This window comes from Caballeronia sp. S22, from assembly GCF_964261745.1.
Lineage (GTDB): Bacteria > Pseudomonadota > Gammaproteobacteria > Burkholderiales > Burkholderiaceae > Caballeronia > Caballeronia jiangsuensis.
In genome coordinates this window covers 785,839-811,674 of record NZ_OZ180038.1, presented here as the reverse complement: position 1 = coordinate 811,674, position 25,836 = coordinate 785,839, and the positions used below count along the sequence as shown (strand labels likewise).

Sequence of the window (25,836 nt, the reverse complement as noted above, 5' to 3'; positions counted from 1 at the left end):
CCGGTGGCTGTCGCGGCGCGCCGATGCACGCGCGCCGTGCAGGATCTTCATCGCCGTGCGTGACGATGGTGCACACATCCCCAAACGAGAGGCTAAACGATGTTCGTCGTGTATTGGCTCGGCGGCAACCCTGATATCGAGGGCGCGGCACGCTTCAGGAGATTCGATGAAAACGCGCTCGCCGACGCGCTGCGCTTTGCGGAAGCGCTGCGCAAGCGCCAGGCCGATGGCGACGACATCGGCTTCGTCACGCTATGCAGTGAAAACCCGCATGCGGTCGGCAAGCCGGGCGTCGCCGATCCGCCCGCCGATTACGACTGGAAAAAGCGCCGCCGTTAATTTTGCGCGGTCGCGGATTTATCGTCCTGCCATCCGCCGCCGAGCGATTTGTAGACGGCGATGAGATCGGTCGTCACGTTGACCGTCGATTGCGCGAGTTGCTCGCGCGTCTGCGCAAGCTGGCGCTCGGCATCGAGCACGGTCACGAAGGGCGTGATGCCCTTGCGATAGCTTTCCGTCGCGAGTTGCAGGCTGACGCGGTTCGCTTCGACGGTGCGCGTGAGCGCCGCGCGCCGGTCCTGCTCCGTGCGATACGACACGAGTGCGTTATCCACTTCCTGCAACGCATTGAGCACGGTTTGCCGATACTGCAACGCCGCTTGCCCCGCCTGCGCCTTCGCCACACGTACGTTCGCACGCAACGCGCCGCCCTCGAAGATCGGCAGCGAAATGCTCGGCCCGATCGACCAGAACAAACTCGACCAATGCGCGAGATAACGCGCCTTCGTCGCACGCGTGCCCACTTGTCCAGTTAGTGAGATATCCGGATACATCTGCGCGACCGCGACGCCCACTTCCGCCGACGCCGAATGCAGTTGCGCTTCGGCCCGACGGATATCGGGACACCGGCGCGCGAGCGTCGATGGCAGGCCGACCGGCACCGTCGGCGGCACGGGCGGCACGGCGCGCGCATCCGACAGTTCCGCGTCGAGCGTGCCCGGCGCGCTGCCGGTCAGCACGGCGAGGCCGTTCAGCGCCTGCGCGATCTGCGCATCGAGCGTCGGCAGTTGCGCCTGCAACGATCCGACTTGCGCGCTCGCGCTTTGCACGTCCTGCTGACTCGTCAGGCCGACGCGCGCCTGCTCGCGCGTGAGGTCGAGAATCTGCTGCTCGGCGTCGATTTCGGCGAGCGTGATCTGCTTGATTGTCTGCGCGCCGCGCAACTGTGCGTACGTACGTGCGACTTCGGATTCGAGCGACACGAGCGCATCGTTGCGGCTTTCGATCTCGGCCTGCGTCTGCGCATTCGCCGATTCGACCGAGCGCCGCACACGACCGAAGAGATCCAGTTCCCACGATGCATCGAAGCCGTCCTGAAAGAGCGTGACCGGCCCCGTCGCCGAGTCGATGCCCTGACGTATCTGCGCGCCGTTCGCGCCGAGGCTGTCGAGCCGGTCATACACGCCCTGCGATTCGAGCAGGCCTTTCACGCCCAGTTGCTGACGCTTCACACTCGCGCTCGCACTTACTTGTGGCAAGCCCTGCGCCGCCGCCGACACGCTTTCTTCACGCGCCGCCGCGATGCGCAGCACCGCGCTCTGCAAATCGAGATTGCCCGCGACCGCGCGATCGATCAGCGAATCCAGCGTCGGATCGTTGAACTGCTTCCACCAGCGCGGATCGGGATCCGCCGAAGTCTGCGCCGTCGATGGCGAATCCGCATGCGGCACGCGTGGATCGTCCGGCGCGTTCTGCGCGCGCTGCGTGTCGCTCCAGTCGGCGGGGACATCGGCTTTCGGCGGCGCGTAGTCGGGGCCGACCGCGCAGGCGCTCAACGCGAGCGCGAGCATCGGCATACCGTGACGTAATTTCATCTCAATGCCCTCCCGCCTGACCCGACGCCTTCACGGGCGAAAAGAAGAACGTCAGCGGAATGAACAGGAACGCGAAGATCGCGCACGCGGCGAACACGTCGAGATACGCGAGGATCGTCGCCTGCGAAACGAGCGTCTTGTACATCTGGCCGGTCGCCGCGGACATCGCCTGCGTCATCGTCTGGCCGGAGTCCATCAGCGTGCGCGCGATGCGCTGCACCGCTTCGTTGTAGGGCTGATTGAGCGGCGTCAGATGCTCGACCATATGCGCCATGTTCGCCTGCGTGCGCTCGCGGATCATCGCGGTCGCGAGCGATATGCCGATCGAACCGGCGACGTTGCGGAACATCGTGAAGAGCGCGGACGCGTCGTTGTTCATCGATTTCGGCAGGGACAGATACGCGAGCGTCGTCACCGGCACGAACAGAAAGCCGATGCCGATGGACTGCGCGCTGCGCATCTTCGTCAGCGTCACATAGTCGATGTTGGGCACGAGATGATGCGAATACAGCAACGCGCATCCCATCAGAAAGAAGCCGAACGCCACGAGAAAGCGCGTCTGGATCACATTCATCAACTTGCTGACGATGGGGATCAGAAACACGATGCATATCGCGCCGGGCGACAGCACGAGGCCGGCGAGCGTCGCGGTGTAGCCGAGTTGCTGTTGCGCGAGTTGCGGTATCAATACGGCGCTGCCATAAAGCACCGACGCGAAGCCGACGATCGCCGCCGAGCCGAGCGCGAAGTTGCGGTCCTTCAGCACGCGCAGATCGACCACGGGTTTCTTCGCGTACAGGAGCCACACCGTCGCGCCGACGATACCCACCGCCGCGAGCACCGCGAACGTCACGATGAAGTTCGACGAGAACCAGTCGTCGTCTTCGCCGCGATCGAGAAACACTTGCAGACAGCCGAGCCCCAGCGCGATCAGCCCGATGCCGACCACGTCGATGCCCACCTTCTTCGGGTTCTGCCGCTTTTCCCACGGCGGGTCTTCGACGAACTGCGTCACCGCGATGGTCGTCAGCACGCCCACCGGCACGTTGATGAGAAAGACCCAGCGCCACGTGAAGTTATCGGTGATCCAGCCGCCGAGCGTCGGGCCGAGCACGGGCGCGACGACGATCGCGACCGCCGAGATCGAGAACGCGCGGCCGCGTTGCTCGGGCGGAAAGGTATCGAGAATGATCGACTGCTGGCTCGGCTGCAGGCCGCCGCCGAAGAAGCCCTGCAGGATACGAAAGATGATGAGTTGCCCGAGATTCGTCGCGATGCCGCACATGAAGGAGCAGACGGTGAACGCCGCGATGCAGATGAGGAAGTAGCGCTTGCGTCCGAGAATCTTCGAGAAGTACGCGGACAGCGGCAGCACGATGCCGTTCGCGACGAGATAGGACGTGAGCGTCCACGTCGCTTCGTCGTAGCTCGCGGACATGGTGCCGGAGATATGCGGCAGCGCGACGTTCACGATGGTCGTGTCGAGCACTTCCATGAACGCCGCGAGCGTCACGACCACGGCGATCAGCCACGGATTCGCGCTCGGCTTCCAGCCGCTGTGATCGTGTTGCGCGGTGGTATCGCTCATGGGTTCAATGCCGCAGCATGACGGTCGGCACGACGGACAGTCCGAGCGGCAGCGACGTGCCCGGCTTCAGTCCATCGTCGATGAGAATCTTCACCGGCACGCGCTGCACGATCTTCACGAAGTTGCCCGTCGCGTTTTCGGCGGGGAACGCGGAGAAGCGCGAGCCGCTGCCGAGCTGCACGCTGTCGACATGACCGTGCAGCTTCATCGCGGGATACGCATCGACATCGATATCGACCTTGTCGCCCGGCTGCATCCGATCCAGTTGCGATTCCTTGAAGTTCGCGGTGACCCACACGCGCGTCGTGACGAGCGTGAGAATCGACGTGCCCGCCTGCAGAAACGTGCCGAATTGCACGTTGCGCTTCGTGATCCAGCCATCGGCCGGTGCGCGCAGTTCCGTGTACGAGAGATTCAGTTGCGCCGCCTCGACCTGCGCCTGTGCCTGACGCACCTGCTGACGCCGCTCCTCGACCGTCGCGAGCACCTGCGCGATCTGCTGCGGCACGAGGCTCGCCGTGCGCACCTGCGCGCGTGCCTGCGCGACGTTCGCCTGCGCGCTTTTCTGCTGCGCGTCGGCGGTGTCGATGTTCTGTTGCGAGGTCGCGCGAATATCGACGGAATGCTGACGCTCGTAAGCCGCGCTCGCCTGAACGAGATTGGCGCGCGCGGTGAGTTCCTGCGCCTGAGCCTGCGCGAGCTGCGCGGGATACTGAACGCGCGCGACTTCGAGCTGCGTTTCCGATGCATGCAGTTGCGCCTGCGCGAGTCCGAGTTGCGCGCTGGCCTGATCGAGTTGCGCCTGATAATCGCGCGGATCGATCTTGATGAGCAGATCGCCCTGATGCACGAAGCGGTTGTCGTCGATGTTCATCGTCACGACATAGCCCGACACCTTCGGCGCGATCGTGACGGCGTCGCCGTCGGTGTAAGCGTCGTCGGTGCTGACCTGATTGCGCGTCAGGAACCACCAGACGAAAGCGCCGATCGCCAGCACGACGACCACGATGCCCAGAATGATGAGCGGCTTCTTGCCGGGTTTTTTGGCGGGCTTCTTTTCGTCGTCGCCGTCGTCTTTCTTTTTGTCGTCCTTCGCATCTTTGTCTTTATCGGCTGCATCGCCGTGCGAAGACGCGCGCTCACGGTCGTCTTCGCGCGCATCGTCTTGGGTATCGGAGTCGTCTCGATCTGACATCGCCGCTCACTTTCGGGTGGTTCCCGGACGAACGCCGGGCGGAACCGCAGGCTGAACTTGCGTGGAATGCGCGAATGCCGCTCGTGCAAAGGCATTCGGGCGACGGGAAGCAAACACCGTTCCCCAGGCAGCGCGATGCGGTCGAAACCGAACGTGTGTGCGGGCTGGCGCGAAGAGCGCGGCCGGCGCGCGCCGAAGCCCGGTCGCGCGATTGTTAAGTTCCTTTGTAAAAGATGCAGGCTCGCGCTCATTTGCAGCTAACTTTGCGCGCCGATCATCCGGTCTCAGCGAACCACACCGGAGACCCATCATGTACAAGCACATTCTCGTCGCGGTCGGCACGAGCCTCAGCGAAAGCGCCCTGACCACCGCCATCACGCGCGCCCGCGCCTGCAATGCGCGGCTCACGGCGCTGCATATCGTCGATCAGATGCCGTGGTGGGCCATCGTCACCGCCGACAGCAATCCGGGCGACACGCTCGATGTCATCGACGATCACGCGCGGGCCGTGACACGCTATGCGGCGCGCCTGATCGACAGCGCGGGCATCGATGGCGTCGCGCGCAGCATCACGCAGCCGCTCGACGGCACGAGCGTCGGCGAACTGATCGCGAAGGAGGCGAAAGCGGCGGGCGCGGATCTCATCGTGCTCGGCGGCGAAGCGGATACCGGCTGGCGTCACGGCGAAGCGCGTCTGCGCGACGTGGTCTGCTCACACGCGCGCTGCGATGTGCTGATCGCGGCGCACGCTGCGGCGCCGTTGCATGCGGAGAAGGAAATTGCATCGATCGAGGCGCGCTTCGCCACGTCGGCGGGCCGTGTGGACGCGCGCGCGTCGCATCGTCAGAGCGACGCGCGCAAGTGAGACGCGAGTTGCACGATGCCGATCGAAATCTGCTTTTCACGCTTCGGATCGAGCCGTCCGATGGGCACGCTCGTCGATACCGCGACGCGCTTGCCCGCCGGCGTCCTCCCGACGTAGGCCGCGAAGCACGCAAGACCTTCGGCGACTTCCTCGCGTTCGACGGCGAGCCCGCTCGCGCGGATCGACGCGAGTTCGCGTAACAACGCCGCGCGCCGCGTGATGGTGCGCGGCGTCACCGCTTCGAGACGCTCGGGAAGGCGTTCGATCACGGTTTCATCGGTCATTCCGGCCAGCAGCGCCTTGCCGAGCGCGCAGCAGTGCGCGGGCAGACGCGAGCCGAGATCGGACACGAGCCGCACCGGCCGATGCGCATCCTCCCGCGCGATATAGACCACCTGCACGCCGTCGAGCACCGCGAGCTGCACGACCTCGTTGTGCTTGTTGATGAACGCGCCCGCGCCCTCGCGAAACGCGGCCTGCAGCTTGTCGTGACGCACGTACGCGTTGCCGAGCTCGAAAAGGCCGACGCCGATCATGTAGCCGTCGTCGTGCTTTTCGATCCATTGCATGCGCGCGAGCGTTTCGAGCATCAGATAAAGCGTGCTGCGCGAGAGGCCGGTCTCTTCGGCGAGCGACGCGGCGCGCACCGGTTTCGCGGCGGCGGCGAGGGCTTCGAGAATGTCGCTCGCGCGGCGCAGTGCGGGGACGTCGTAGGTTTTTTCCATGTGCGAATATTCCAACAGGTTGGATAAACAATCAACCCGATGGACACTGCCACGCACGCGGGCTACGATCGGTTTTCCCTTCCCGCCCGTCATTCGCATCCATGCAAACCGTCAACGTCTCCTCCTTTCTGCCCGAAGATTTCGCCGACGCCGTGCTGATCGGCCGTGTGTGGCGTCCCGCGCCCGTGAACGGTCCCGCCGTCGTCGCGGTGCGTCGCGGTGAGGTGTTCGACATCACGCGCGCTGCGCCGACGACCGCCGATCTCTTCGACAGCGCCGATGCGCTCGACATCGCCCGCAATGCCGAAGGCGAGCATCTCGGCAACGTTCAGGATCTGCTGCAAGCGACGCTCGACGGTTCCGCCGATGCCTTGCGCCTGCTCGCGCCCTGCGACGTGCAGGCCGTGAAGGCGTGCGGCGTCACGTTCGCGGTGAGTCTGCTGGAACGGGTGATCGAGGAGCAGGCCGGCGGCGACGCGAGCCGCGCGCAGGAAGTGCGCGACACGATCAACAAGCTGATCGGCGCGGATCTGTCGAAGATCAAGCCGGGTTCGGAAAGCGCAGCGAAGCTGAAGGCCGAACTCGAGCGGCGTGGCGCGTGGTCGCAGTACATGGAAGTCGGCATCGGGCCGGACGCGGAGGTGTTTTCGAAGTCGCAGCCGATGTCGTCGGTCGGATTCGGCGCGGACGTCGGCCTGTATCCGACATCGCAATGGAACAACCCGGAACCGGAGATCGTGCTCGCGGTGAATGCGCGCGGCGAGATCGTGGGCGCGACGCTCGGCAACGACGTTAATCTGCGCGATATCGAAGGCCGCAGCGCGCTGTTGCTCGGCAAGGCGAAGGACAACAACGCGTCGTGCGCGATCGGCCCCTTCGTGCGGCTGTTCGATGGACGCTTCACGCTGGATTCGGTGCGCGCTTCGAGCCTGTCGCTGCGCATCGAAGGCGCGGACGATGGCTTCGTGCTCGACGGCGTGAGCCACATGAGCGAAATCAGCCGCGATCCGGCCGATCTCGTCACGCAGACGCATGGCGCGCATCATCAGTATCCGGACGGCTTCATGCTGTTCCTCGGCACGATGTTCTCGCCGATCAAGGATCGCGATACCCCGGGCGGCGGGTTCACGCATCATCTCGGCGATGTCGTGACGATCTCGACGCCCAGCCTCGGGGCGCTGGTCAATACGGTGAGGTTGTCGACGGAGATCGAGCCCTGGACGTTTGGGGTGAGGGCGTTGTATCGGAGTCTTGCGGCGCGGGGGTTGTTGGGGAAGGCGATGAGTTAAGGTCGTTGGCGCTGTGTTGCGGGTAGCGCTTCGATCAATCGGAACGCGGCGCCGTCGAATCGATAGTAGTAAGTGCCGCGGCCTCGTTCGTTTCTGCTTCCGCGAACCATCAGCAACGAACTGTCCTTCCGGTAAGTAAGAGGCTCGGTGATGTCGAGTGGCCAGTCGGAGACGGTGAAGGGAAGCATCACGACCTTTCCCGTCTGTGCGTCGATCGCGGCGGCCGTGACGCAGCCGGCTCCGCAGCCCCATTCGGTCATGATGAAGTGCCCGGCGAAGTTGACGGGAGCGCTTGCCGCTACGGTGAGTTGCGTGACGTAGCGGCGGCTTTCTCGCGTCGTCAACCGTAGCTTGACGGGCCCGTGCGCCTCTTCGACCGTTGTTGGATAGTCCGCGAAATTCGGCTCGGCGTCATGAGCGAAACCCGGAATGGGCGCTGCGATGAGCAGGCAGAGGGCGAGCAAGTGTTTTCGCACGGGTCAGTACCAGTGATGTCTTTCCCAGAAATCTCTTGCCGCTCTTGCGGAATGGTAGCGACCGTAGATATAGCGAATCCCGCCCTGACATTCCTCCACGGCATTGCCAAACGACTTTTCCCCGTGGGGGTTCAGGTCGTATTGCGCGTGCAAAAGCTGAAACAAGCCTCGCGCGCTTGATTCGTGATTGCGGCTATTCACGATGCCGCTCGACTCCTGGGCCAGAATCCAGAGCAAATGGTCGTAGTCCGCCTCGGAAACAGCCTCGAGGCGAATGGCGTCTCTGAGCGCAGACCGAACGTAGAGCGGCACGACGTCGGTGGGAATAGCTTTCCACGCTGTGTTCGGCTGCTTGAACTGGCGGTGGTGATGAGCGTGTTGGGTCGTCATGCAATAGTTTCCTCGTCGAAGTCGCACCCTTAGCTGCACAACATATGCGAATTCGACGAGACGCCCTACACGATCATTCCTAAAGCCCTCTCACGACCCCCCGAACCGAAACCCCTTCGCCTGCCCCTTCGTCACCAGCTGAACCGGCGTCTCCATATACGGCGACAAATCCCTTTGCCGCCGCTTTTCGAGCAGCGCCTTCACGGCGACATCCACGCCGAACACCGCCTGCCGCGCGCCGAACTGCTCGACCGTCGCGAGCAGGCGGCCGTCGTCGAGCATCGGCTGCACGGCGTCGATGTTGTTGTAGCCCGTCACCAGCACGCGGCCCTTCTTGCCGGCGATACGGATCGCGTCGATCGCGCCCATCGCGATGTTGTCGTTCGCGCAGAGCAGGCCGCGCACATCCGGATGCGCGTAAAGCATCTGCAACGCGATCGACTTGCCGCTCGCCGCAGTCCAGTCGCCGCTGTCGGCATCGGCGATGCGCAGTCCCGCCGCGTTCATCGCATCCTTGAAGCCGAGCGTGCGCTGCTGCGCGTTGAGATCGTTCGGCGGACCCTCGATGATGCCGATCTCGTCGCCCGCCTTCAGCTTCGAGCCGAGATACGCGCCGACGAGCTTCGCCCCGCGCCGGCTGTCCGGCCCGACGAACGGAATCGTGATGTTCGCCGCGTCCTGCGCGGCTTCGTCGAATGGATTGTCGATCGCGATCACGATGATGCCCGCCCCGATCGCCTTCGCGGCCACGGGCAGCAGCGCCTTCGAATCCGCGGGCGCGATGACGATCGCGTTGACTTTCGCATCGATCAGCGTTTCGACGATGTGGATCTGCCCGGCCACGTCGTTGTCCGCGAGCGTGCCGTTCGTCGCGAGATCGAGTTGCGACGCGTAGTGCCGCTGGTAATTGCGCGCGCCTTCGATCATCGACGTGACGAACGGATCGTTCAGCGACTTCATGACGAGCGCGACGGTGGCCTTGTCGGACGCCGCGCGCACGTCGCGCGCACGCACGAACGCGCAAGCGCTCAGGGCGCAGGCGGCAAGCAGGCGTCGGCGGACAAGGCTCGTCATGGAATATTGAGACGGAAGGAAAACGTCTCATTGTAGACGCAGGCGTACGGCCGCCGATGACGCCAAATTGTCAGCGCGCCGCCGCCTCCACGAGCGCGGCCACGCCGCTGACGGGCTTCATCGCGTCGGCGTCGAGCCCGTGACGCGCGCGCAAGTATTCCGTCGCGTTATAGGAGAGCCACGCGCGTCCGTCCGCGTCTTCCCACGACAGAATCTTGAGCGGCAAATCGAGCGCGGCGGTCGGCACGGCCTGCATCAGCGGCGTACCCGCCTGCGGATTGCCGAACACGAGCAACTGGCTCGGCGGCATCGTGAGGCCGGCGCGGGCGGCGTCGCCGCTGAAGTCGATGCGCGCGAAGAGCATCAGTCCGCGCGCGCGGATCAGCGCTTCGAGTTTGTCGGCGGTGGCGATGGCGTCGTGCGCGCTCGCAATCGTGACGACGCCGTTATCGGTCGGCCCGGTGGACATATCAACGCTCCGTTTGCTTGCCCCACGCGAGCGCGACGAAAGCCGTGCACAGCGCTTCCATGCCGAGCGCGTCTTCATCGTCGAAGCGGTTCGGCACGGGGCTATCCACATCCCATACGCCGATCAGCGTGCCATCGCTCGCGACGAGCGGCACGACGATCTCCGAACGCGACGCCGAATCGCACGCGATATGCCCGGGAAACGCATGCACATCCGGCACGACCTGCGTGCGCCGCTCACGCGCCGCCGTGCCGCAGACGCCGCGTCCGAGCGCGATGCGCACGCACGCCGGCTTGCCCTGAAACGGCCCGACGACGAGCTCCGTGCCATCGAAGAGATAGAAGCCGGCCCAGTTGAGATCGGGCAGCGAGTGATAGACGAGCGACGAAAAATTCGCGGCATTGGCGATGAAGTCGCTTTCATCGGCGATGAGCGCGCGGGCTTGCTGCAGCAGGTCGTCGTATTGCGCGGCCTTGCTGGCGTGCGTGGCTTGGGAAATCGAGAACATGAAACGGCGAAGGAAGTGTCGAAAAGTGTCGCCGACGATAGCACATCGATTCGCCGGGCGCTTCGCCGCGCGCCGCCCGTCGAAAGCTGGTTTATCGCCGTCCGTAAGCTCGCCGGAAAGCATCGGCGCGCGGCTTGGCACTGCCGGTTGCATCGCCTAGTGTGGAAGCGCACCGGGTCCGCGATTTGCGTCCTCAGAGCATCGCGCCTCATGCGATCGCCTCTTCAAAACATACTTAAAAAGCAGCTCCGGGATTTCCCTCCTTTACTTCGACGCGCCGTCAGTCTTAAATAAATCAACTTGATTTAATTAATGGCCGCGACTCGATGGCCGTCCTTCGGAGACAGCGCGTGAAATCCCCAAGCGGCAGAGGAAGCAACTCCGCAACCGTGCGCCGGTACAACGAACGTCTGCTGTTGCAGGCGCTGCGGCGCGCCGAGCCGGCATCGAAAGCCGAACTCGCGCGTCACGCGAATCTGACGAGCACGGCGGTCGGCAGCATCGTCGAGTCGCTGGAAAATGCGGGACTGATCGAATACACCGGCCGCCGTCTCGAAGGCCAGCGCGGCCAGCCGGCGTCGCTGATCCGGCTCGATCCGCGCGGCGCGTTCGGTATCGGCGTGCGGCTGGATCGCACCGGCATCGAGACGGTGCTCGTGAATTTCGCCGGCGACGTGCTCGCGCGCAGCGCACTCGATGCTGTGCTGCCGCATCCGGCCGAGGCGCTGGAGATCGTGCGGCGCGACATCGCGAAGATGCTCGGCCTGCTCTCGGCCCCGGAGCGCGAGCGGCTGGCGGGCGTCGGCATCGCGCAGCCGTTCAATCTCGGCAGCTGGCTGCGCGAACTCGGCCTGCCCGCCGAAACCTTCCGCGCCTGGGACGAAACCGATTTCGCCGATGAACTCGGCCGCGCGCTGTCGCTGCCCGTCTTCAGCGAAAACGACGGCAACGCCGCCGCGACCGCCGAGCTCTTCTACGGTCACGGCCGCCGCTGCGACGACTTCGTCTATCTCTTTCTCGGCTCGGCGATCGGCGGCGGCATCGCGATCAACGGCGACTGTCTGCGCGGCGCGTCGGGCAATGCGGGCGACATCGGCGTGATTCCCGTGCCGCCGAGCCGCCTGCCGTCCGCGCCGCAACCCGCGGGACCGTGGGACATCCTGCTGTCGCGTGCATCGCTGAACGCGCTCGTGCGGCATCTCCACTACTGCGGCGCGGCGGCGGACAACCGCATCGACCTGCAGGCGTGCATCGAGCAGCGTCTTCCGGCTGTAGACGAATGGATCGACGACTGCATCGAGGCGCTCGCGCCCGCCCTGCGCGCGACGCTCTGCGTGCTCGACGTGCCGATGGTCGTGATCGATGCCGATATCGACGGCGGCCTGCTCGATCAGCTCGTCAAGCGCCTCTCGACGACGCTTACCGCCAACGCGCCCGAAGCGCGCGGCACCCCGACGCTCGTGCGCGGCTCCTTCGGCCCGGATGCGGGCGCGATCGGCGCGGCCACGTTGCCGATGTTCTTCAACTTCTCACCGCGCGCGGCGATTCGCCACGCGGGCATCAAAACCCAAGAGGTGAACCATGCCGCATGACCCTTCCACCCGAACGCCGCTTCTGGAAATGCGCGGCATCAGCAAGACCTTTCCCGGCGTGCGCGCGCTCAACGACGTGCGCCTGTCCGTCTATCCCGGCGAAGTGCATTCGTTGATGGGCGAAAACGGCGCGGGCAAGTCCACGCTGATGAAGATCCTGTCGGGCGCGTATCAGGCCGACGCGGGCGGCCAGATTCTCATCGACGGCAAGCCGGTCACCATCGACGGGCCGCTCGCCGCGCGCGCGCTCGGCGTCGCGGTGATCTATCAGGAACTGAGCCTCGCGCCGAATCTTTCCGTCGCGGAGAACATCCACGCGGGACGCGAGCTGCGGCGCAACAGGCTTGTCGATCGCAAAGGCATGGAGCGCGGCTGCGAGGATGTGTTGAAACGCCTCGGCGCGAGCTTCAAGCCGCATACGCTCGTCGGCGATCTGTCGATCGCGGAGCGGCAACTCGTCGAAATCGCGCGCGCCGTGCATGCGCATGCACGCATCCTCGTGATGGACGAGCCGACCACGCCGCTTTCCTCGCGCGAAACCGATCGTCTCTTCGAGCTCGTGCGCACGCTGCGCGCGGAGGGCATCGCGATCATCTACATCAGCCACCGGATGGCGGAGATCTATGAGCTGTCGGATCGCGTCTCGGTGCTGCGCGACGGATCGTACGTCGGCACGCTGATGCGCGAGGAACTGTCCGCCGACAGCCTCGTGAAGATGATGGTCGGCCGCGACATCTCCGGCTTCTACAAGAAGCAGCACGCGCCTTACGATCCGGGCAACGTCGTGCTGTCCGTGCGCGATATCGCCGACAACAATCGCGTGAAAGGATGCAGCCTCGACCTGCACAAGGGCGAAGTGCTGGGCATCGCGGGACTGGTCGGCGCGGGACGCACGGAACTCGCGCGCCTCATCTTCGGCGCGGAGGAAAAGGCGCGCGGCGAAGTGTCGATGCACGGCAAGCCGGTGAAGCTGCGCACGCCGCGCGACGCGATCGACGCGGGCCTCGTCTATCTCACCGAAGACCGCAAGGGCCAGGGCCTCTTCCTCGACATGAGCGTGCGCGACAACATCAACATCACGGTCGCCGGCCGCGATGCGAAAGCGGGCGTGATGGATCTGCCGCGCGGCAACACGCGTGCGAAGGACGCGATCGCCGCGCTCACCATCCGCGTGCCGAACATGCGCGTGAACGTGGGCGCGCTGTCGGGCGGCAATCAGCAGAAGGTGCTGCTGTCGCGTCTGCTCGAAACGAAGCCCGAGGTGCTGATCCTCGACGAGCCGACACGCGGCGTCGATATCGGCGCGAAGTCGGAGATTTATCGAATCATCAACGATCTCGCGCGCTCGGGCGTCGGCGTGATCGTCATCTCGAGCGAGCTGCCGGAAGTCATCGGCGTGGCGGACCGCGTGCTCGTGATGCGCGAAGGCGAAATCGCGGGCGAACTCGGCGGCCATTCCGGCAAGCCGATTTCGCAGGAAGGGATCATCGAACTGGCGACGGGCTCGAAGGTCGCGCTCGATCAGGCGGCGTAAGACACCAAGGAATCTGGAGAGAGACATGGCTAACACGACGAAACACCACGACACGGGCACCACGCCGGTTGCGAAGGCGGAAAGCACATCGCAACGACAGAACCGCATCGAACATCGCGAGCGCATGCAGGTGCTGATGCGAACCGCGGGCATGCTGCCCGTCCTGATCCTGCTGTGCATCGGCTTCGGCGTCGTGACGGACGGCTTCTTCAGCTTCCAGAACCTGTCGATCGTCACGCAGCAGGCTTCGATCAACATCGTGCTCGCAGCGGGCATGACCTTCGTGATTCTCACGGGCGGCATCGACCTGTCGGTCGGTTCGGTGCTGTCGGCGGCGGCGGTCACCGCGCTGCTCGCGTCGAATATTCCGGGCTGGGGATGGCTCGGCATTCCGGCCGCGCTCGCAGTCGGCCTCGGCTTCGGCGTCGTCAACGGCCTCCTGATCGCGCTCCTGAGACTGCCGCCGTTCATCGTGACGCTCGGCTCGCTCACCGCGGTGCGCGGCATCGCGCGGCTGATCGGCCACGACACGACCATCTTCAATCCGCAACTGTCGTTCGCGTTCATCGGCAACGACACGCTCTTCGGCGTGCCCTGGCTCGTGATCATCGCGATTGCGGTCGTGATCGTGTCGTGGTTCGTCCTGCGCCGCACGGTGCTCGGCCTGCGCATCTACTCGGTCGGTGGCAATCCGGAGGCGGCGCGTCTTTCGGGTATCAAGGTGTGGGGCATCCAGCTCTTCGTCTACGCGATCTCGGGCTTGCTCGCGGGTCTCGGCGCGGTGATGTCCGCCGCGCGTCTCTATGCCGCGAACGGCTTGCAACTCGGCCAGTCGTACGAACTCGATGCGATCGCCGCGGTCATTCTCGGCGGCACGAGCTTCGTCGGCGGCGTAGGTTCGATCGTCGGCACGCTGGTCGGCGCGCTCATCATCGCGGTGCTGACGAACGGTCTCGTGCTGCTCGGCGTGTCGGATATCTGGCAGTACATCATCAAGGGCCTCGTGATCATCGGCGCGGTGGCGCTCGATCGTTACCGTCAGCGCGGCTCGGCTCGCACCTGATTCCCGCTATCCGGGCGCACTCGGTCCGCGTGCGCCCGCTCTCGAAAAAAGGACCAACTGGAGACAACAACATGCGCAAACACAATAAGCTTTTCGCCAGCGTCGCACTCGCTCTCGGATTCACCCTGTCGCTGTCCGCGCACGCCGCCGACAAGCAGTTGAAGTCCGTCGGCATCACGGTCGGCTCGCTCGGCAACCCGTACTTCGTCACCATCTCGCGGGGCGCGGAAGCGAAGGCCAAGTCGATCAACCCGAACGCCAAGGTGCAGGCGGTGTCGTCGGACTACGACATGAACAAGCAGTTCACGCAGATCGACAACTTCATCTCGGCGCACGTCGATCTCATTCTGCTCAACGCCGTCGATCCGAAAGCGATCGAGCCGGCCGTGAAGAAAGCGCAGAAGGCGGGCATCGTCGTGATCGCGGTCGATGTCGCGGCGGCGGGCGCGGACGCGACCGTGCAGACCAACAACGTGCAGGCCGGCGAGATCTCCTGCGATTTTCTGGCGAAGAAGCTCAACGGCAAGGGCAATGTCGTGATCGAGAACGGGCCGCAGGTATCGGCGGTGATCGATCGCGTGAACGGCTGCAAGACCGTGCTCGCGAAGAATCCGGGCATCAAGATCCTGTCCGACGATCAGGACGCGAAAGGCTCGCGAGAAGGCGGCATGAACGCGATGCAGGGTTATCTCACGCGCTTCCCGAAACTCGACGGCGTGTTCGCGATCAACGATCCGCAAGCGATCGGCACGGACCTCGCGGCGAAGCAGCTGCATCGGAACAACATCGTGATCACGTCGGTCGATGGCGCGCCCGATATCGAAACGGCGCTCAAGTCCGACACGATGGTCCAGGCATCGGCGAGCCAGGATCCGTGGGCAATGGCGCAACAGGCGGTGAGCGTCGGCTATGACCTGATGAACGGCAAGAAGCCGAGCAGCACGACGATCCTGCTGCCGTCGACGCTCGTCACGCGGGAAAACGTCGGCAGCTACAAGGGCTGGTCGTCGCCGCGCTGAAGCGTCGTCATTTGATCGGCACTATGCGCAGCGCGCTCGGCTTGTCCGGCGCGCTCGACCGGTCCACCGCGATCAGCCGTTTGCGCGCGACATCCACCGCGACGCCGCGCGGCGCTTCGAAGCCGTCGGCGACCACGGTGGCACGGCCGCGCTTCGAGAAGCTGCACACGGAATGCGCGCCGCACTTCGTGTAGAGCGTGCCGTCGGGTGACGCGGCCATCAGGTCGGGCGCATCGACGGTCGCGAAGACATCGCTCGCGGGCACGGGCGCGCTCGCCGCGCGCGCCGCCTGCAAATCCACTTTGTAGATGCGATTCGCGGCCTGATCGCTGACGTAGAGCATGTCGCCGACCGCCGCGAGCCCGACGGGCTTCTCCAATCCGGTAACGATGTCGCGCTCGATCATCTGCCGGGGCGCCGTGCCGCGCGTGATCACGCTGACGCCGCCTTCGGGTGGTGCGCTGCCTTCCTTCACGAACCAGCTCGACAGAAACGTGCCGCTGTCGAGCACGAGCAGGCCGAGACGCCGCCGCGCGGAATTCGTGTCCGACGCGAGCGCGACCTGGCCGCTCGGCGCGACATCGAAGACCGCGGCCGCCGTGCCGAAGCCGAATTGCTCGACGAGCAGATGTCCGTTCGGCGCGAACGCGATCTGACTCAAGCCGGTGCGCTCGCCCGCGGCCGCCGGAATGCGCGCGTAGACCGAGAACGCGGGCGCGTCACCTTCGCCGATATGCGTGGTCATCACGATGCCGTTGGTCCTGTCATCGGTGACGAACACCGCGCCGTCCGAATCGCGCACCGCGACGCCGTTCGGCGTGCCCGCGAGCGGCACTTTCTGCGCGGTCGTGCCGGGCGCGACCGAGCCGCACGCCGCGAGGAAAACCGATACCGCGATTGCCGCCATCAGGCGTCGATTCATGCGCTTCTCCCGTCGATAAGCCGAAGATCATGTCTGATATGCCGCGAGAAACATGGCATCGCGCCGGACGTCGTAATATATTCGGAGACATAACGCTGCTCAAGGCCACATTCATGGACCTCGCATACTCGATTCCTTCGCCGTCGATCGCCGCTCAACCCGTTGTCGTCGAGATCGGCGGCGCGGTGCAAAGGCCGCTCACGCTCGATCTTGCCGCATTGCGCGAATTCGCGTGCGCGAGCATCGAGCCGTTCGATCTCGTGTGCTTTTCGACGGGCCGCTACATCCGTCCGATGGGAAGCTATCGCGGCGTGCAGTTGCGCGCGCTGCTCGACGCGGCGGGCGTGCGCCGGCCGGACAACACGGATTTCAAGCGCACCGTGTTTCTCGCGCACGCGCACGACGGCTATGCCGTGACGTTTTCGTGGCACGAGCTGTTCAATACGCCGATCGGCGCGCAGGTGATCATCGCGTATGAGTGCGCGGATCGCGAACTCGGCATCGAGGATGGCCTGCCGGTGCTCGTGTCGGGCGCGGACACGGTGCACGCGCCGCGCCACATGAAGCGCCTCGTGCGCGTTGATGCGCACGTGCTCGGCGCGTCGCATCGATGAACGAATCAGCGCGTGCGCTGCTCGCGCACGCCGCCCATCCCGATGCGCCCGATTCCGTGCTGTTCGCGCGGCTCATCGGCGCGCGCGTGGAATCGGGCGATCTGCTTCTGCTCGGCCTCGACGCCGGCGCGCTCTTGCGGCTCATCGGCCGGCATTTTCCCGGCGCGAAGATCGATCGTCCGCCGGGGGCGATGCTCTGGTCGGCGCACTGGCCGTTCGTGCGCGATCTGCGCGGCCTCCTGATGTGGCACGACCGCACGGCGGCGCGGCATCGGGAAGACGCCGTGTGTCTCGCGGCGATCATATCCGCCGCGTCGCTGCGGCCCGATCATCTGTGGCGCGATCTCGGCCTCGCCGGACGCGACGACGTCACCGACATGCTCGGGCGTCACTATCCCGATCTCATCGCGCGCAATGTCGCGAATTTGCGCTGGAAGAAGTTTCTCGCGCAGGAAGTCGCGCACGCGCGAGGTGAAGCGCCGACCTGCGCGCCGGGCTGTCCCGGATGCGAGGATTACGCTTTCTGCTATCCGGACAACCGATAACGCCGACGGCTCCTCCGTGAAACGCCCGTCCGATTTCCTTCGTGTATTCTCTCGGGCATGGCGACGACCCAGAAAACCACCGCAAGCGCAAAGGTCACTGACACGGCGAACCAGCCCGCCGAAGTGCGCTTTCGCATACGCATCATGAAAGGCGAAACCATCGCGATCGGTCCGGGCAAGGTTTCGCTGCTGGAAGCGGTGCGCAAGCACGGCTCGATATCGGCGGCGGCGCGCAGTCTCGACATGTCGTACCGGCGTGCGTGGCTGCTCATCGACGAGCTCAATCGCGCGCTCAAATCGCCCGCGACCATTTCCGAACAAGGCGGCCAAAGCGGCGGCGGCTGCGTGCTGACGCCGGTCGGCGAGAGCATCGTCCGGCTTTATCGCGATGTCGAAGCGCAGGCGCAAGCGGCCTGCGCCGGGCAGATCGAATCGCTCACGCAGTTGCTCAAGCCTTAACCGTGACGCAGGCAGAATGCGGAGGGCGGCGGCGCGCTCGCGTGCGTGTTCTGCGCGCTCGCGGTCAGCCGCGCGACAAATTCCACGAAGCTCGCGACGCTCGCCGTGCGCAGCGGCGAATACTCGACGCCATGCCGCTCGCAGACGCGCTTCAGCATGCTCATCGAATCATGATCGATGCAGTCGACGGGAAAGAGCACCACATCCGCGTTAGGCAGCGCGGCCGCGAGTAGCCCCTTGCGATCCTCGATGCCGCCGTCGTGGACGATCAGCTCACCGCCCGCCGCGTCGACCAGCGCCTTCAGCACCGCGTTCGAATTCGGCCTTCCACCGACATAGACGACGCGCTTCCCACTCACCCAATCGATGCCGCGCCGGCGCGCGCGGGTTGATCGTCGGCTTCGAGCGTCGCGCGTTCCAGCGCCGCGCATTCGGCCTGCACCACCTTCAACAGCGCCTGCGCTTCGCCCAGCTTGTTGCGCAACGCACGCGTCTGTTCCTCTTCGGACAGCGCGCGCTGCTCGGCGGCCTCGCGGCGGCTCGTGTGCAGCGCGAGGCGACGCTCGCCGTCCTCGACCTTTTCGCGCAGACGCTCGACTTCCGTTTCGATATCGGTGGCCGACCTGTCCGCCTTGCGTTGCCCGAGCGCGGCGAGCTGCAGCGCGTGCTCGTTCGATTGCCTGACGGACGCATCGCGTTCCGCGCTCAATTCGAGCAGACGCGCCTGCTGGCGCTCGATCTTTTCCCTGAGTTCCTGATTCTGCGATTCCAGCGCGACGAGCCGCCGGATATCCGCGCGATTCGCCGCGCCGACCAAATGCGACAGCATGTGCAGCTCGCCGAACGCCGACTGCCGCACTTCGATGCTCGCGTGCGGATGAGACATCAGCGCCCAGTACGCGGGCGGAATATCGCCGGATTTCAGCGCGTCGTTCCAAAGGTCGAGCAGCGCCTGCGGATCGCGCGCGGCGTCGAAACGGCGGATCGCGCCGGCGTAACGTTCGTCGAGCGCCTTGTTCAGCGCCTTCGCGCCCGCGCCGCCCGCGATCGCGAGTTCGACGGCCGCATGATGAATCTCGAGATCGCTTGCGTGATGGCGGTCGAGGTCGGTGAATTTCGGCACGAGCTTGCGCAGTTCGCCCGTCGAAAGACAGGTGCCGATAACCGAGCAATGCAGATGCGAATCCAGTTCCGCGAGACGCGCGCGACGGCGGGACGTGCGCAGATCGGCCTCGGTCGGCTGACAGCATGCGTCGCGTGCGCCGAGCGCGCTCGTGCGGGCAAGTTGAAACGGAGGGGTCTGCATGATCACCTCGTGCTCGATCGGCTGGCCTGACGTGCCTCGTAATATACCACTGAATATAGCGACGGCAAAAAGACGGAGCGGCGCACCGAACGCGGGCCATATCCCGCGCGCACCGTGCGGACAGGGCGTATCCTACGACTTCGGCGCGCCGGCCCGGCCTGCGAAGGCCGCATCCGCGAGGCATGCGACGCCTGACGTTTCCAATCGCGAGAAATCGCTCACAAGGAGAATCTGAATGGCCAGGGTTGAAGTCAAGGTTCCGCAGCTTTCCGAATCCGTCACCGAAGCGACGATGTTGCCGTGGAAGAAGAAAGCGGGCGACGCCGTGGCGCAAGACGAAATCCTCGTCGAACTGGAAACGGACAAGGTGGTGCTCGAAGTGCCCGCGCCCGCCGCCGGCACGCTCGCGGAAGTGGTGAAGAAGGAAGGCGACATCGTGCACGCGGACGAACTGCTCGCGATCATCGATACGGAAGCGAAGGCTTCCGCCGCCGCGCCCGCTCCCGCTCCCGCTCCGGAAAAACCCGCCGCGCAACCCGCTCAACCGGCGCAGCCAGCCGCACCCGCACCCGCGTCCACGCCCGCCGCCGCTTCAGGCCAGAAGGCCGACTTCGATGTCATCGTCATCGGCTCCGGTCCCGGCGGCTATATCGCCGCGATCCGCGCCGCGCAACTGGGCCGCAAGGTCGCGTGCGTCGAGGAATGGATCAACCACGCCGGGAAGCCTAAGCTCGGCGGAACGTGCCTCAATGTCGGCTGCATTCCGTCGAAGGCGCTGCTTGCATCGAGCGAGCAATTCGAGAAGGCGCAACTGCATTTCGGCGATCTCGGAATCACGATGGACAACCTTGCCGTCGATGTCGACAAGATGGTCGGGCGCAAGGAAGCGATCGTCGAAAAGATCACGGGCGGCGTCGAATTCCTGTTCCGCAAGAACAAGATCACGTGGCTGAAGGGTCACGGCAAGCTCGCGGGCAAGGACGGCGCCAACTTCAAGATCGACGTGAGCGGCGACGGCAAGAGCGAAAGCCATACCGCGCAGCATGTGATCATCGCGACGGGTTCGAAGGCGCGTCATCTGCCGAACGTGCCGGTCGACAACAAGATCGTCTCCGACAACGAAGGCGCGCTCGCCTTCACCTCCGTGCCGAAGAAGCTCGCCGTGATCGGCGCGGGCGTGATCGGGCTGGAGCTTGGCTCCGTGTGGCGCAGGCTCGGCGCGGAAGTGACGATCCTCGAAGCGCTGCCCGAATTCCTCGGCACGACCGATACCGCGCTGCAAAAGGAAGCCGCGAAGCTCTTCAAGAAGCAGGGCCTGACGATTCACCTCGGCGTGAAAATCGACGGCGTGCAGACGACGGATTCGAGCGTCTCCATTTCGTACCAGGACAAGGACGGCAACGCGCAGACGCTGGAGGCGGATCGCCTGATCGTGTCGATCGGCCGCGTGCCGAACACGGACGATCTCGGCCTCGATTCCATCGGCCTGTCAGCGGATGAGCGCGGCTTCATTCCCGTCGATGGCCATTGCGCGACGAAAGTCCCCAACGTCTACGCGATCGGCGATGTCGTGCGCGGCCCGATGCTCGCGCACAAGGCCGAAGACGAAGGCGTGCTGGTGGCGGAGATCATCGACGGGCAGAAGCCGCACATCGACTACAACTGCATTCCGTGGGTGATCTACACGCATCCGGAAATCGCGTGGGTCGGGCAGACGGAGCAGGCGCTGAAGGCCGAAGGCCGCGCGATCAAGGCCGGCCAGTTCCCGATGCTCGCGAACGGCCGCGCAATGGGCATCGGCGAAACGGACGGCTTCATCAAGATCATCGCGGATGCGACAACCGACGAGATTCTCGGCGTGCACATCATTTCCGCGAATGCGTCGGATCTGATTGCCGAAGCGGTCGTGGCGATGGAGTTCAAGGCGGCGAGCGAGGATATCGGACGCATTTGCCATCCGCATCCGTCGTTGTCGGAAGTGATGCGCGAGGCGGCGCTGGCGGTGGACAAGCGCGCGCTGAATATTTAAACGCGCCTCGGCATCCACACGCGCAGCAGCGAGTAAAGCCGGTCGACGTCGATCGGCTTTGCCAGATAATCGCTCGCGCCCGCCGCGAGACATTGCTCCTGATCGTCCTTCATCGCCTTCGCCGTGATCGCGATGATCGGCAGCTTCCTGAAACGCGCGTCCTCGCGGATGCGCCGCGTCGCTTCGAGTCCGTCCATGCCGGGCATCATCACGTCCATCAAGATGACGTCGATGTCCGGATGCCTGTCGAGCGCTTCGATCGCCTCGAAACCGTTACGGCCGATATCCACCTTCAGCCCCTGATGCTCCAGCGCGCTCGATAGCGAGAAGATGTTGCGGATATCGTCATCGACGAGCAGCACGCGGCGGCCATCCAGCACGCGATCGCGCGAGCGCGAGACGTGCAGCATCGCCTGGCGATCCGCCGACAGATCCGTTTCGACCTTGTGCAGGAACAGCGTCACTTCATCGAGCAGGCGCTCCGGCGAACGCGCGCCCTTGATGATGATCGACTGCGAGTAGCGCATGAGTTCCGCTTCCTCGTCGTGCGTGAGATTGCGGCCCGTGTAGACGATCACCGGCGGGAACGAATACGCGTCGATGCCGGCCATCTGCCGCAGCAGGTCGCCGCCCTGCATGTCGGGCAGCTTCAGGTCGATGATCATGCAGTCGAAGATCGTCGTCTTCAGCAGTTCGAGCGCGTCGCGGCCGAACTCGACCGGCGTGATTTCCACGTCCGCATCGCTGATCAGCTCGACGATGCTCTGACGCTGCCGCGCATCGTCCTCGACGAGCAGCACGCGCTTGATCTTCTGGCTGCTCTTCTCTTCGAGCCGCTGGAAGATCGCCGTCAGTTGCTCGCGCGTGGTCGGCTTCACGGCGTAGCCGATCGCGCCGAGATGCAGCGCGGCCTCGCTTCTGTCCGATGCCGACACGACATGCACCGGAATATGCCGCGTCTTCGGATTCGCTTTCAGTTCCTGCAAGACCACGAGCCCCGAGCGATCCGGCAGCCCGATGTCGAGCAGGATCGCGTTCGGCGCGCTGTCCTGCGCGAGCTTGAGCGCCTCGCCCGCCGTCCCGCTCACGATGCAGCGATAACCCAGTTCGTGCGCGAGATCGAGCAGCACTTGCGCGAAGTCCGGTTCGTCCTCCACGACCAGGACGAGACGGCGGCCAGGTGCGGCGTCGGCGCGATCGTCGTCGATGACGTGGATCACTTCGATCGGCTGCTCGGCCGGCAGCTTTTCTTCGATGGCGACGGACGCCGGCGCCTGCTCGACCGTTCCCGGCAACGCGGCCGCGCCGTAAGCGATGGGCATCGTCAGCGTGAACGTGCTGCCCGTGCCCTGCGCGCTGCGCACCGCGATATCGCCGCCGAGCAGATGCGCGAGGCTGCGCGAAATCGACAGGCCGAGGCCTGTGCCGCCGTAATGACGGCTCGTGGTGCCGTCGGCTTGCTGGAACGCTTCGAAGATCGCTTCGAGCTGGTCCGGCGCAATGCCGATGCCGGTATCCGTCACGACGAACTGCACCGCGCCCTCGCCCGCGCGCCTGAGCACGAGCGACACCGCGCCCGCGTCCGTGAACTTCACCGCGTTCGACAGCAGGTTTCTCAGGATCTGTTCGAGACGCCGGAAATCGGTCGTGAGCGTCGGATAGTCGTCGATATCGTTGCGCAGTTCGAGCCTGAGCTTCTTCTGCCGTGCGAGCGGCTCGAACGTGCGCGAGAGCGTATCCATGATGCGCTGCAAGGGCACGTCCTCGATATGCAGATCGAGCTTGCCCGCCTCGACCTTCGAGAGATCGAGAATATCGTTGATGAGATTGAGCAGATCGTTGCCCGCGGAATAGATGGTCTGCGCGTACTTGATCTGGTCGTTCGTGAGATTGCCGGCCTTGTTCTCGGAGAGCAGCTTCGCGAGAATCAGCGAGCTGTTGAGCGGCGTGCGCAGTTCGTGCGACATGTTCGCGAGAAACTCGGACTTGTAGCGGCTCGCGCGTTGCAGCGCTTCGGCGCGCGTTTCCAGTTCGCCCTGCGCGGCGTTGAGCGCGACGTTGCGTTCGTCGAGCACGCGCGCCTGCTCGGCGAGCTGATCGTTGGTCTGCTCCAGCTCCGCCTTCTGATTCGCGAGATAGACCTGCGCCTGCGAAAGCGCCGTCGTCTGCTGTTCGAGTTCCTCGTTGGTCGTGCGCAGTTCTTCCTGCTGCATCTGAAGTTCTTCGTTTAGCTGCTGCGTTTCTTCGAGCACGTGCTGCAGACGCTCGCGATACTGCGCCGCCTCCACGTAATCGCCGATATTGCCCGCGATCGTCTTCAGGAACTGCTGGTCGCGCTCGGTCAGCCTGTGCATCGCGCCGAGTTCGATCGCGCCGTTCGCCTGGCCTTCGTTTTCGATCGGCACGATGACGAGGCTCGCGGGCACGCTCGCGCCAAGCGCCGACGTCACCTTCCAGTAGCCGGCGGGCACGTCGTTCATGCTCGTCAGCTTGCGCGCGTGCACCGCCTGTCCGACGAGGCTCTTCACGCCCGCGAGCGAATCGGGAACCGGCGCGCTGTCGGGATCGAAGCCGAAGCTCGCGGTACGCTTCAATGCGCCATCGTTTTCGCGGACGTAGAACGCGCCGATCGACACTTTCAGATAGTCCGCGAGGAAATCGAGAATCGTCCGGCAAAGCTGATCGAGCGATTGCTGGCCGATCACCTTTTCCGCGAGCTGCGTCTGCCCTTCGTTCAGCCACGCCTGCTCTTGCAGCGCGCGCGTCTGACGCTCCTGTTCGCCGATCGCGGCGCCGAAGGCACTGGAAAGCTGCATCAGCTCGCGCCTGCCGAAGATCGCGAGAATCACGGACAGCGTCAGGCTCAAAAACAGAAACACGGCGACGGTGATGGTCGTGAGCTGCTTCGCCGATTCCACGCGCTGCAGCCGCAAGGTCTGCTCGATGTTGAGAAACGCGGCGAGCTCGCGCTCGGTTTCCGCGCGTTCGGCCGAGCCGCGTCCCGCGCGCACGAGCGCGACGGAATCCTGGGCGTGACGGCGGGCGTCGATCAAGCCGTCGGCGACCTTGTCCCATTGCGCCTGCAACGCACGAATGCGGATCAGGCGATCGACTTGCGGCGCGTTATCGGAGACGAGATCGGCGAGCGTGTCGATATCGGCGCCGAGCTTCGGTTTCGCGGTTTCATAAGGCGCGAGAAACGCTTCGTCGCCCGTGATCAGATAGCCGCGAATCGCACTTTCCTTTTCGCTGACGAGCCGCCCGAGTTCCTGCGCGTTGCCGATCACGCGTTCCGAATGCTCGACCCAGTTGATGCCCGACAGCAGATACAGCACGAGCACGACGAACGCGATCGCCGTGACGAGGCCCGTTCCGAGCGGCAGTGCGATGTTGCGAAAGAGAATGCGACGAAAACTGGCCTCGTCGACACCGGACCGCAATGGCATAGACAGCTCCGAATAAGCGTGAACGTCGCGCGCCGGGCCGATGTCTCGAACAGCCCTTATGACGGCGACAATCGCGAAAGTTGTAGTTATTGTTTCAGCCGCTGCGCATCATACCCGGTTCGGTTCCGCGCCGTGGCGGGCTTCGGGCATGTTCGTGAAAGGTAGCACTGTAGCGCTTTTCGGCACGTTCGTTCGGATGCTTTCATGCTGCTGAACGTTTGAGCGGCCCGCCTTACAATGAATCCGCGACATTCGATATGCATGCCGCCGCGGCCACGAGCAAGGCATCATCGGCCCGGGAAGTGATTGCTGGTTGCTTGTTGATCAACCGATCTGTGGAGAGGATATGAAAGCAACGTTTGGCAGCAAACTCGCCGTCTCGTTGATAGTGGCCGCTTTCGGCGTGACGGCCGCGCCGCTCGCGAGCGCGCAGGACAGCGCGACGACCGCTACCGGCACGACGCAGGCCGCGCCGGCCACGAAGGCGGACAAGAAGGCCGCTCGCAAGCAGGCACGCGCGAAGAAAAACGCGGAGCTGAAGAAGCTGGAAGATGCGGGCTACAACCCCGCGAAGAACGACGACGCGAGTTATCCGCAGGACATTCAGAACGCGCAGAAGAAGGCGGGTATCGGCGTGGGTGCTAGTCAGTAGGTTGTTGTTTGAAGCCGCTTCGGTCGTGAGCGATCGGGGCGGTGTTTTTCTCTCCTCCGCAGTTCCCCTCCTTCCCCTCCTTCCCCTCCTTCCCCTCCTTCGAATCCCGCGCCTCCCACGCGCGGCGACTTATTTTTTCCCAATTGCGTTTATTAATTATAGATACATATAATAAACCAGCGTCGAAACCGGCGGGCCCCCG

The 25,836-nt window shown here is 64.6% G+C and carries 23 protein-coding genes and 1 pseudogene; 12 read left to right on the top strand and 12 right to left on the bottom strand.

All coding sequences use genetic code 11. From position 1 onward, the window contains the following. The first annotated feature begins 99 nt into the window (after positions 1 to 99). Positions 100 to 339 carry a hypothetical protein gene (locus ACEN42_RS30385; protein WP_371883383.1) on the top strand — a complete coding sequence of 80 codons (240 nt, stop codon included), beginning with the start codon at positions 100 to 102 and terminating at the stop codon, positions 337 to 339. Here ACEN42_RS30385 and ACEN42_RS30380 read toward each other — a convergent pair. From ACEN42_RS30380 to ACEN42_RS30370, 3 genes are read right to left on the bottom strand one after another with little or no spacing between them, the layout of a single operon-like run. Continuing rightward, positions 336 to 1,874 (bottom strand): efflux transporter outer membrane subunit, encoded by a 1,539-nt coding sequence (locus ACEN42_RS30380; RefSeq protein WP_371883382.1) that lies wholly within the window; start codon positions 1,872 to 1,874, stop codon positions 336 to 338. The genes ACEN42_RS30385 and ACEN42_RS30380 overlap by 4 nt on opposite strands. Before the next feature lies 1 nt (position 1,875). Continuing rightward, positions 1,876 to 3,462, bottom strand: coding sequence for a DHA2 family efflux MFS transporter permease subunit (locus ACEN42_RS30375; protein ID WP_371883381.1), 1,587 nt, complete (start codon positions 3,460 to 3,462; stop codon positions 1,876 to 1,878). 4 nt (positions 3,463 to 3,466) lie between these two features. Next, positions 3,467 to 4,657 carry an HlyD family secretion protein gene (locus ACEN42_RS30370; protein ID WP_371883380.1) on the bottom strand — a complete coding sequence of 397 codons (1,191 nt, stop codon included), beginning with the start codon at positions 4,655 to 4,657 and terminating at the stop codon, positions 3,467 to 3,469. Between the two features lie 310 nt (positions 4,658 to 4,967). Between ACEN42_RS30370 and ACEN42_RS30365 the strand changes: the two genes are divergently transcribed. Further along, the gene (locus ACEN42_RS30365; RefSeq protein WP_371883379.1) at positions 4,968 to 5,522 is read left to right on the top strand and encodes a universal stress protein; all 555 of its coding nucleotides are present in this window, start codon (positions 4,968 to 4,970) and stop codon (positions 5,520 to 5,522) included. Here ACEN42_RS30365 and ACEN42_RS30360 read toward each other — a convergent pair. Then, positions 5,501 to 6,247 carry an IclR family transcriptional regulator gene (locus ACEN42_RS30360; protein ID WP_238289664.1) on the bottom strand — a complete coding sequence of 249 codons (747 nt, stop codon included), beginning with the start codon at positions 6,245 to 6,247 and terminating at the stop codon, positions 5,501 to 5,503. The genes ACEN42_RS30365 and ACEN42_RS30360 overlap by 22 nt on opposite strands. Before the next feature lie 101 nt (positions 6,248 to 6,348). Between ACEN42_RS30360 and ACEN42_RS30355 the strand changes: the two genes are divergently transcribed. Continuing rightward, positions 6,349 to 7,536: a fumarylacetoacetate hydrolase family protein gene (locus ACEN42_RS30355; RefSeq protein WP_371883378.1), complete on the top strand. Its 1,188-nt coding sequence runs from the start codon at positions 6,349 to 6,351 to the stop codon at positions 7,534 to 7,536. Here ACEN42_RS30355 and ACEN42_RS30350 read toward each other — a convergent pair. The 5 genes from ACEN42_RS30350 to ACEN42_RS30330 all read right to left on the bottom strand — a co-directional run bounded on the left by ACEN42_RS30350 (position 7,533) and on the right by ACEN42_RS30330 (position 10,453). Beyond that, positions 7,533 to 8,000, bottom strand: a complete 468-nt coding sequence (locus tag ACEN42_RS30350) for a hypothetical protein (RefSeq protein ID WP_371883377.1) — start codon at positions 7,998 to 8,000, stop codon at positions 7,533 to 7,535. The genes ACEN42_RS30355 and ACEN42_RS30350 overlap by 4 nt on opposite strands. A 15-nt stretch (positions 8,001 to 8,015) precedes the next feature. Next, the gene (locus ACEN42_RS30345) at positions 8,016 to 8,402 is read right to left on the bottom strand and encodes a hypothetical protein (RefSeq protein WP_238289658.1); all 387 of its coding nucleotides are present in this window, start codon (positions 8,400 to 8,402) and stop codon (positions 8,016 to 8,018) included. Between the two features lie 90 nt (positions 8,403 to 8,492). After that, a complete protein-coding gene (locus ACEN42_RS30340; RefSeq protein WP_371883376.1) occupies positions 8,493 to 9,476 on the bottom strand; it encodes a substrate-binding domain-containing protein in 984 nt (327 codons plus the stop codon). Between the two features lie 70 nt (positions 9,477 to 9,546). Next, positions 9,547 to 9,945 carry a DUF302 domain-containing protein gene (locus tag ACEN42_RS30335; protein ID WP_371883375.1) on the bottom strand — a complete coding sequence of 133 codons (399 nt, stop codon included), beginning with the start codon at positions 9,943 to 9,945 and terminating at the stop codon, positions 9,547 to 9,549. 1 nt (position 9,946) lies between these two features. Next, the gene (locus ACEN42_RS30330; protein WP_187608478.1) at positions 9,947 to 10,453 is read right to left on the bottom strand and encodes a GAF domain-containing protein; all 507 of its coding nucleotides are present in this window, start codon (positions 10,451 to 10,453) and stop codon (positions 9,947 to 9,949) included. 350 nt (positions 10,454 to 10,803) lie between these two features. On the opposite strand from ACEN42_RS30330, the gene ACEN42_RS30325 reads away from it, so the two are divergent. The 4 genes from ACEN42_RS30325 (at position 10,804) to ACEN42_RS30310 (ending at position 15,661) form a co-directional block, all read left to right on the top strand. Continuing rightward, positions 10,804 to 12,045 (top strand): ROK family protein, encoded by a 1,242-nt coding sequence (locus ACEN42_RS30325; RefSeq protein ID WP_371883374.1) that lies wholly within the window; start codon positions 10,804 to 10,806, stop codon positions 12,043 to 12,045. Next, positions 12,035 to 13,579 carry a sugar ABC transporter ATP-binding protein gene (locus ACEN42_RS30320; protein ID WP_238289649.1) on the top strand — a complete coding sequence of 515 codons (1,545 nt, stop codon included), beginning with the start codon at positions 12,035 to 12,037 and terminating at the stop codon, positions 13,577 to 13,579. The genes ACEN42_RS30325 and ACEN42_RS30320 overlap by 11 nt, the downstream gene beginning before the upstream one ends. A 106-nt stretch (positions 13,580 to 13,685) precedes the next feature. Further along, positions 13,686 to 14,642 carry an ABC transporter permease subunit gene (locus ACEN42_RS30315; protein WP_371883985.1) on the top strand — a complete coding sequence of 319 codons (957 nt, stop codon included), beginning with the start codon at positions 13,686 to 13,688 and terminating at the stop codon, positions 14,640 to 14,642. Between the two features lie 71 nt (positions 14,643 to 14,713). Beyond that, positions 14,714 to 15,661: an ABC transporter substrate-binding protein gene (locus tag ACEN42_RS30310; protein WP_187608482.1), complete on the top strand. Its 948-nt coding sequence runs from the start codon at positions 14,714 to 14,716 to the stop codon at positions 15,659 to 15,661. A gap of 7 nt (positions 15,662 to 15,668) precedes the next feature. On the opposite strand, the gene ACEN42_RS30305 is transcribed toward ACEN42_RS30310, so the two are convergent. Next, entirely contained in the window at positions 15,669 to 16,583 is a 915-nt protein-coding gene (locus tag ACEN42_RS30305) for a hypothetical protein (protein ID WP_371883373.1), read from the bottom strand. A 113-nt stretch (positions 16,584 to 16,696) separates the two neighbouring features. Here ACEN42_RS30305 and ACEN42_RS30300 point away from each other — a divergent pair, with 113 nt between their 5' ends. Genes ACEN42_RS30300 through ACEN42_RS30290 form a run of 3 tightly spaced genes read left to right on the top strand, consistent with a single transcriptional unit; the run spans position 16,697 to position 18,201 of the window. Next, the gene (locus tag ACEN42_RS30300) at positions 16,697 to 17,197 is read left to right on the top strand and encodes a molybdopterin-dependent oxidoreductase (RefSeq protein ID WP_250485755.1); all 501 of its coding nucleotides are present in this window, start codon (positions 16,697 to 16,699) and stop codon (positions 17,195 to 17,197) included. Then, positions 17,194 to 17,742 (top strand): nitrogen fixation protein NifQ, encoded by a 549-nt coding sequence (locus tag ACEN42_RS30295; protein WP_371883372.1) that lies wholly within the window; start codon positions 17,194 to 17,196, stop codon positions 17,740 to 17,742. The genes ACEN42_RS30300 and ACEN42_RS30295 overlap by 4 nt, the downstream gene beginning before the upstream one ends. A 57-nt stretch (positions 17,743 to 17,799) precedes the next feature. Then, positions 17,800 to 18,201: a winged helix-turn-helix domain-containing protein gene (locus tag ACEN42_RS30290; RefSeq protein WP_187608486.1), complete on the top strand. Its 402-nt coding sequence runs from the start codon at positions 17,800 to 17,802 to the stop codon at positions 18,199 to 18,201. Here ACEN42_RS30290 and ACEN42_RS30285 read toward each other — a convergent pair. Beyond that, a pseudogene (locus tag ACEN42_RS30285) lies at positions 18,198 to 19,507 on the bottom strand (DUF2325 domain-containing protein). The gene ACEN42_RS30290 and the pseudogene ACEN42_RS30285 sit on opposite strands and share 4 nt — an antisense overlap. 235 nt (positions 19,508 to 19,742) lie before the next feature. Between ACEN42_RS30285 and lpdA the strand changes: the two are divergent. Then, positions 19,743 to 21,536, top strand: a complete 1,794-nt coding sequence (lpdA, locus tag ACEN42_RS30280; RefSeq protein WP_371883371.1) for a dihydrolipoyl dehydrogenase — start codon at positions 19,743 to 19,745, stop codon at positions 21,534 to 21,536. Here the strand turns inward: lpdA and ACEN42_RS30275 are convergent. Next, a complete protein-coding gene (locus tag ACEN42_RS30275) occupies positions 21,533 to 24,982 on the bottom strand; it encodes a response regulator (protein WP_371883370.1) in 3,450 nt (1,149 codons plus the stop codon). The two genes, lpdA and ACEN42_RS30275, sit on opposite strands and share 4 nt — an antisense overlap. A gap of 346 nt (positions 24,983 to 25,328) precedes the next feature. Here ACEN42_RS30275 and ACEN42_RS30270 point away from each other — a divergent pair, with 346 nt between their 5' ends. After that, positions 25,329 to 25,634 carry a DUF4148 domain-containing protein gene (locus ACEN42_RS30270; protein WP_187608490.1) on the top strand — a complete coding sequence of 102 codons (306 nt, stop codon included), beginning with the start codon at positions 25,329 to 25,331 and terminating at the stop codon, positions 25,632 to 25,634. The last annotated feature ends 202 nt before the right edge of the window (positions 25,635 to 25,836 follow it).

Coding starts and splice junctions, on each gene's coding strand:
- ACEN42_RS30385 (WP_371883383.1), top strand. CDS start 100: ATGTTCGTCGTGTATTGGCTCGGCGGCAACCCTGATATCGAGGGCGCG.
- ACEN42_RS30380 (WP_371883382.1), bottom strand. CDS start 1,874: ATGAAATTACGTCACGGTATGCCGATGCTCGCGCTCGCGTTGAGCGCC.
- ACEN42_RS30375 (WP_371883381.1), bottom strand. CDS start 3,462: ATGAGCGATACCACCGCGCAACACGATCACAGCGGCTGGAAGCCGAGC.
- ACEN42_RS30370 (WP_371883380.1), bottom strand. CDS start 4,657: ATGTCAGATCGAGACGACTCCGATACCCAAGACGATGCGCGCGAAGAC.
- ACEN42_RS30365 (WP_371883379.1), top strand. CDS start 4,968: ATGTACAAGCACATTCTCGTCGCGGTCGGCACGAGCCTCAGCGAAAGC.
- ACEN42_RS30360 (WP_238289664.1), bottom strand. CDS start 6,247: ATGGAAAAAACCTACGACGTCCCCGCACTGCGCCGCGCGAGCGACATT.
- ACEN42_RS30355 (WP_371883378.1), top strand. CDS start 6,349: ATGCAAACCGTCAACGTCTCCTCCTTTCTGCCCGAAGATTTCGCCGAC.
- ACEN42_RS30345 (WP_238289658.1), bottom strand. CDS start 8,402: ATGACGACCCAACACGCTCATCACCACCGCCAGTTCAAGCAGCCGAAC.
- ACEN42_RS30340 (WP_371883376.1), bottom strand. CDS start 9,476: ATGACGAGCCTTGTCCGCCGACGCCTGCTTGCCGCCTGCGCCCTGAGC.
- ACEN42_RS30335 (WP_371883375.1), bottom strand. CDS start 9,945: ATGTCCACCGGGCCGACCGATAACGGCGTCGTCACGATTGCGAGCGCG.
- ACEN42_RS30330 (WP_187608478.1), bottom strand. CDS start 10,453: ATGTTCTCGATTTCCCAAGCCACGCACGCCAGCAAGGCCGCGCAATAC.
- ACEN42_RS30320 (WP_238289649.1), top strand. CDS start 12,035: ATGCCGCATGACCCTTCCACCCGAACGCCGCTTCTGGAAATGCGCGGC.
- ACEN42_RS30310 (WP_187608482.1), top strand. CDS start 14,714: ATGCGCAAACACAATAAGCTTTTCGCCAGCGTCGCACTCGCTCTCGGA.
- ACEN42_RS30305 (WP_371883373.1), bottom strand. CDS start 16,583: ATGAATCGACGCCTGATGGCGGCAATCGCGGTATCGGTTTTCCTCGCG.
- ACEN42_RS30300 (WP_250485755.1), top strand. CDS start 16,697: ATGGACCTCGCATACTCGATTCCTTCGCCGTCGATCGCCGCTCAACCC.
- ACEN42_RS30295 (WP_371883372.1), top strand. CDS start 17,194: ATGAACGAATCAGCGCGTGCGCTGCTCGCGCACGCCGCCCATCCCGAT.
- ACEN42_RS30290 (WP_187608486.1), top strand. CDS start 17,800: ATGGCGACGACCCAGAAAACCACCGCAAGCGCAAAGGTCACTGACACG.
- lpdA (WP_371883371.1), top strand. CDS start 19,743: ATGGCCAGGGTTGAAGTCAAGGTTCCGCAGCTTTCCGAATCCGTCACC.
- ACEN42_RS30275 (WP_371883370.1), bottom strand. CDS start 24,982: ATGCCATTGCGGTCCGGTGTCGACGAGGCCAGTTTTCGTCGCATTCTC.
- ACEN42_RS30270 (WP_187608490.1), top strand. CDS start 25,329: ATGAAAGCAACGTTTGGCAGCAAACTCGCCGTCTCGTTGATAGTGGCC.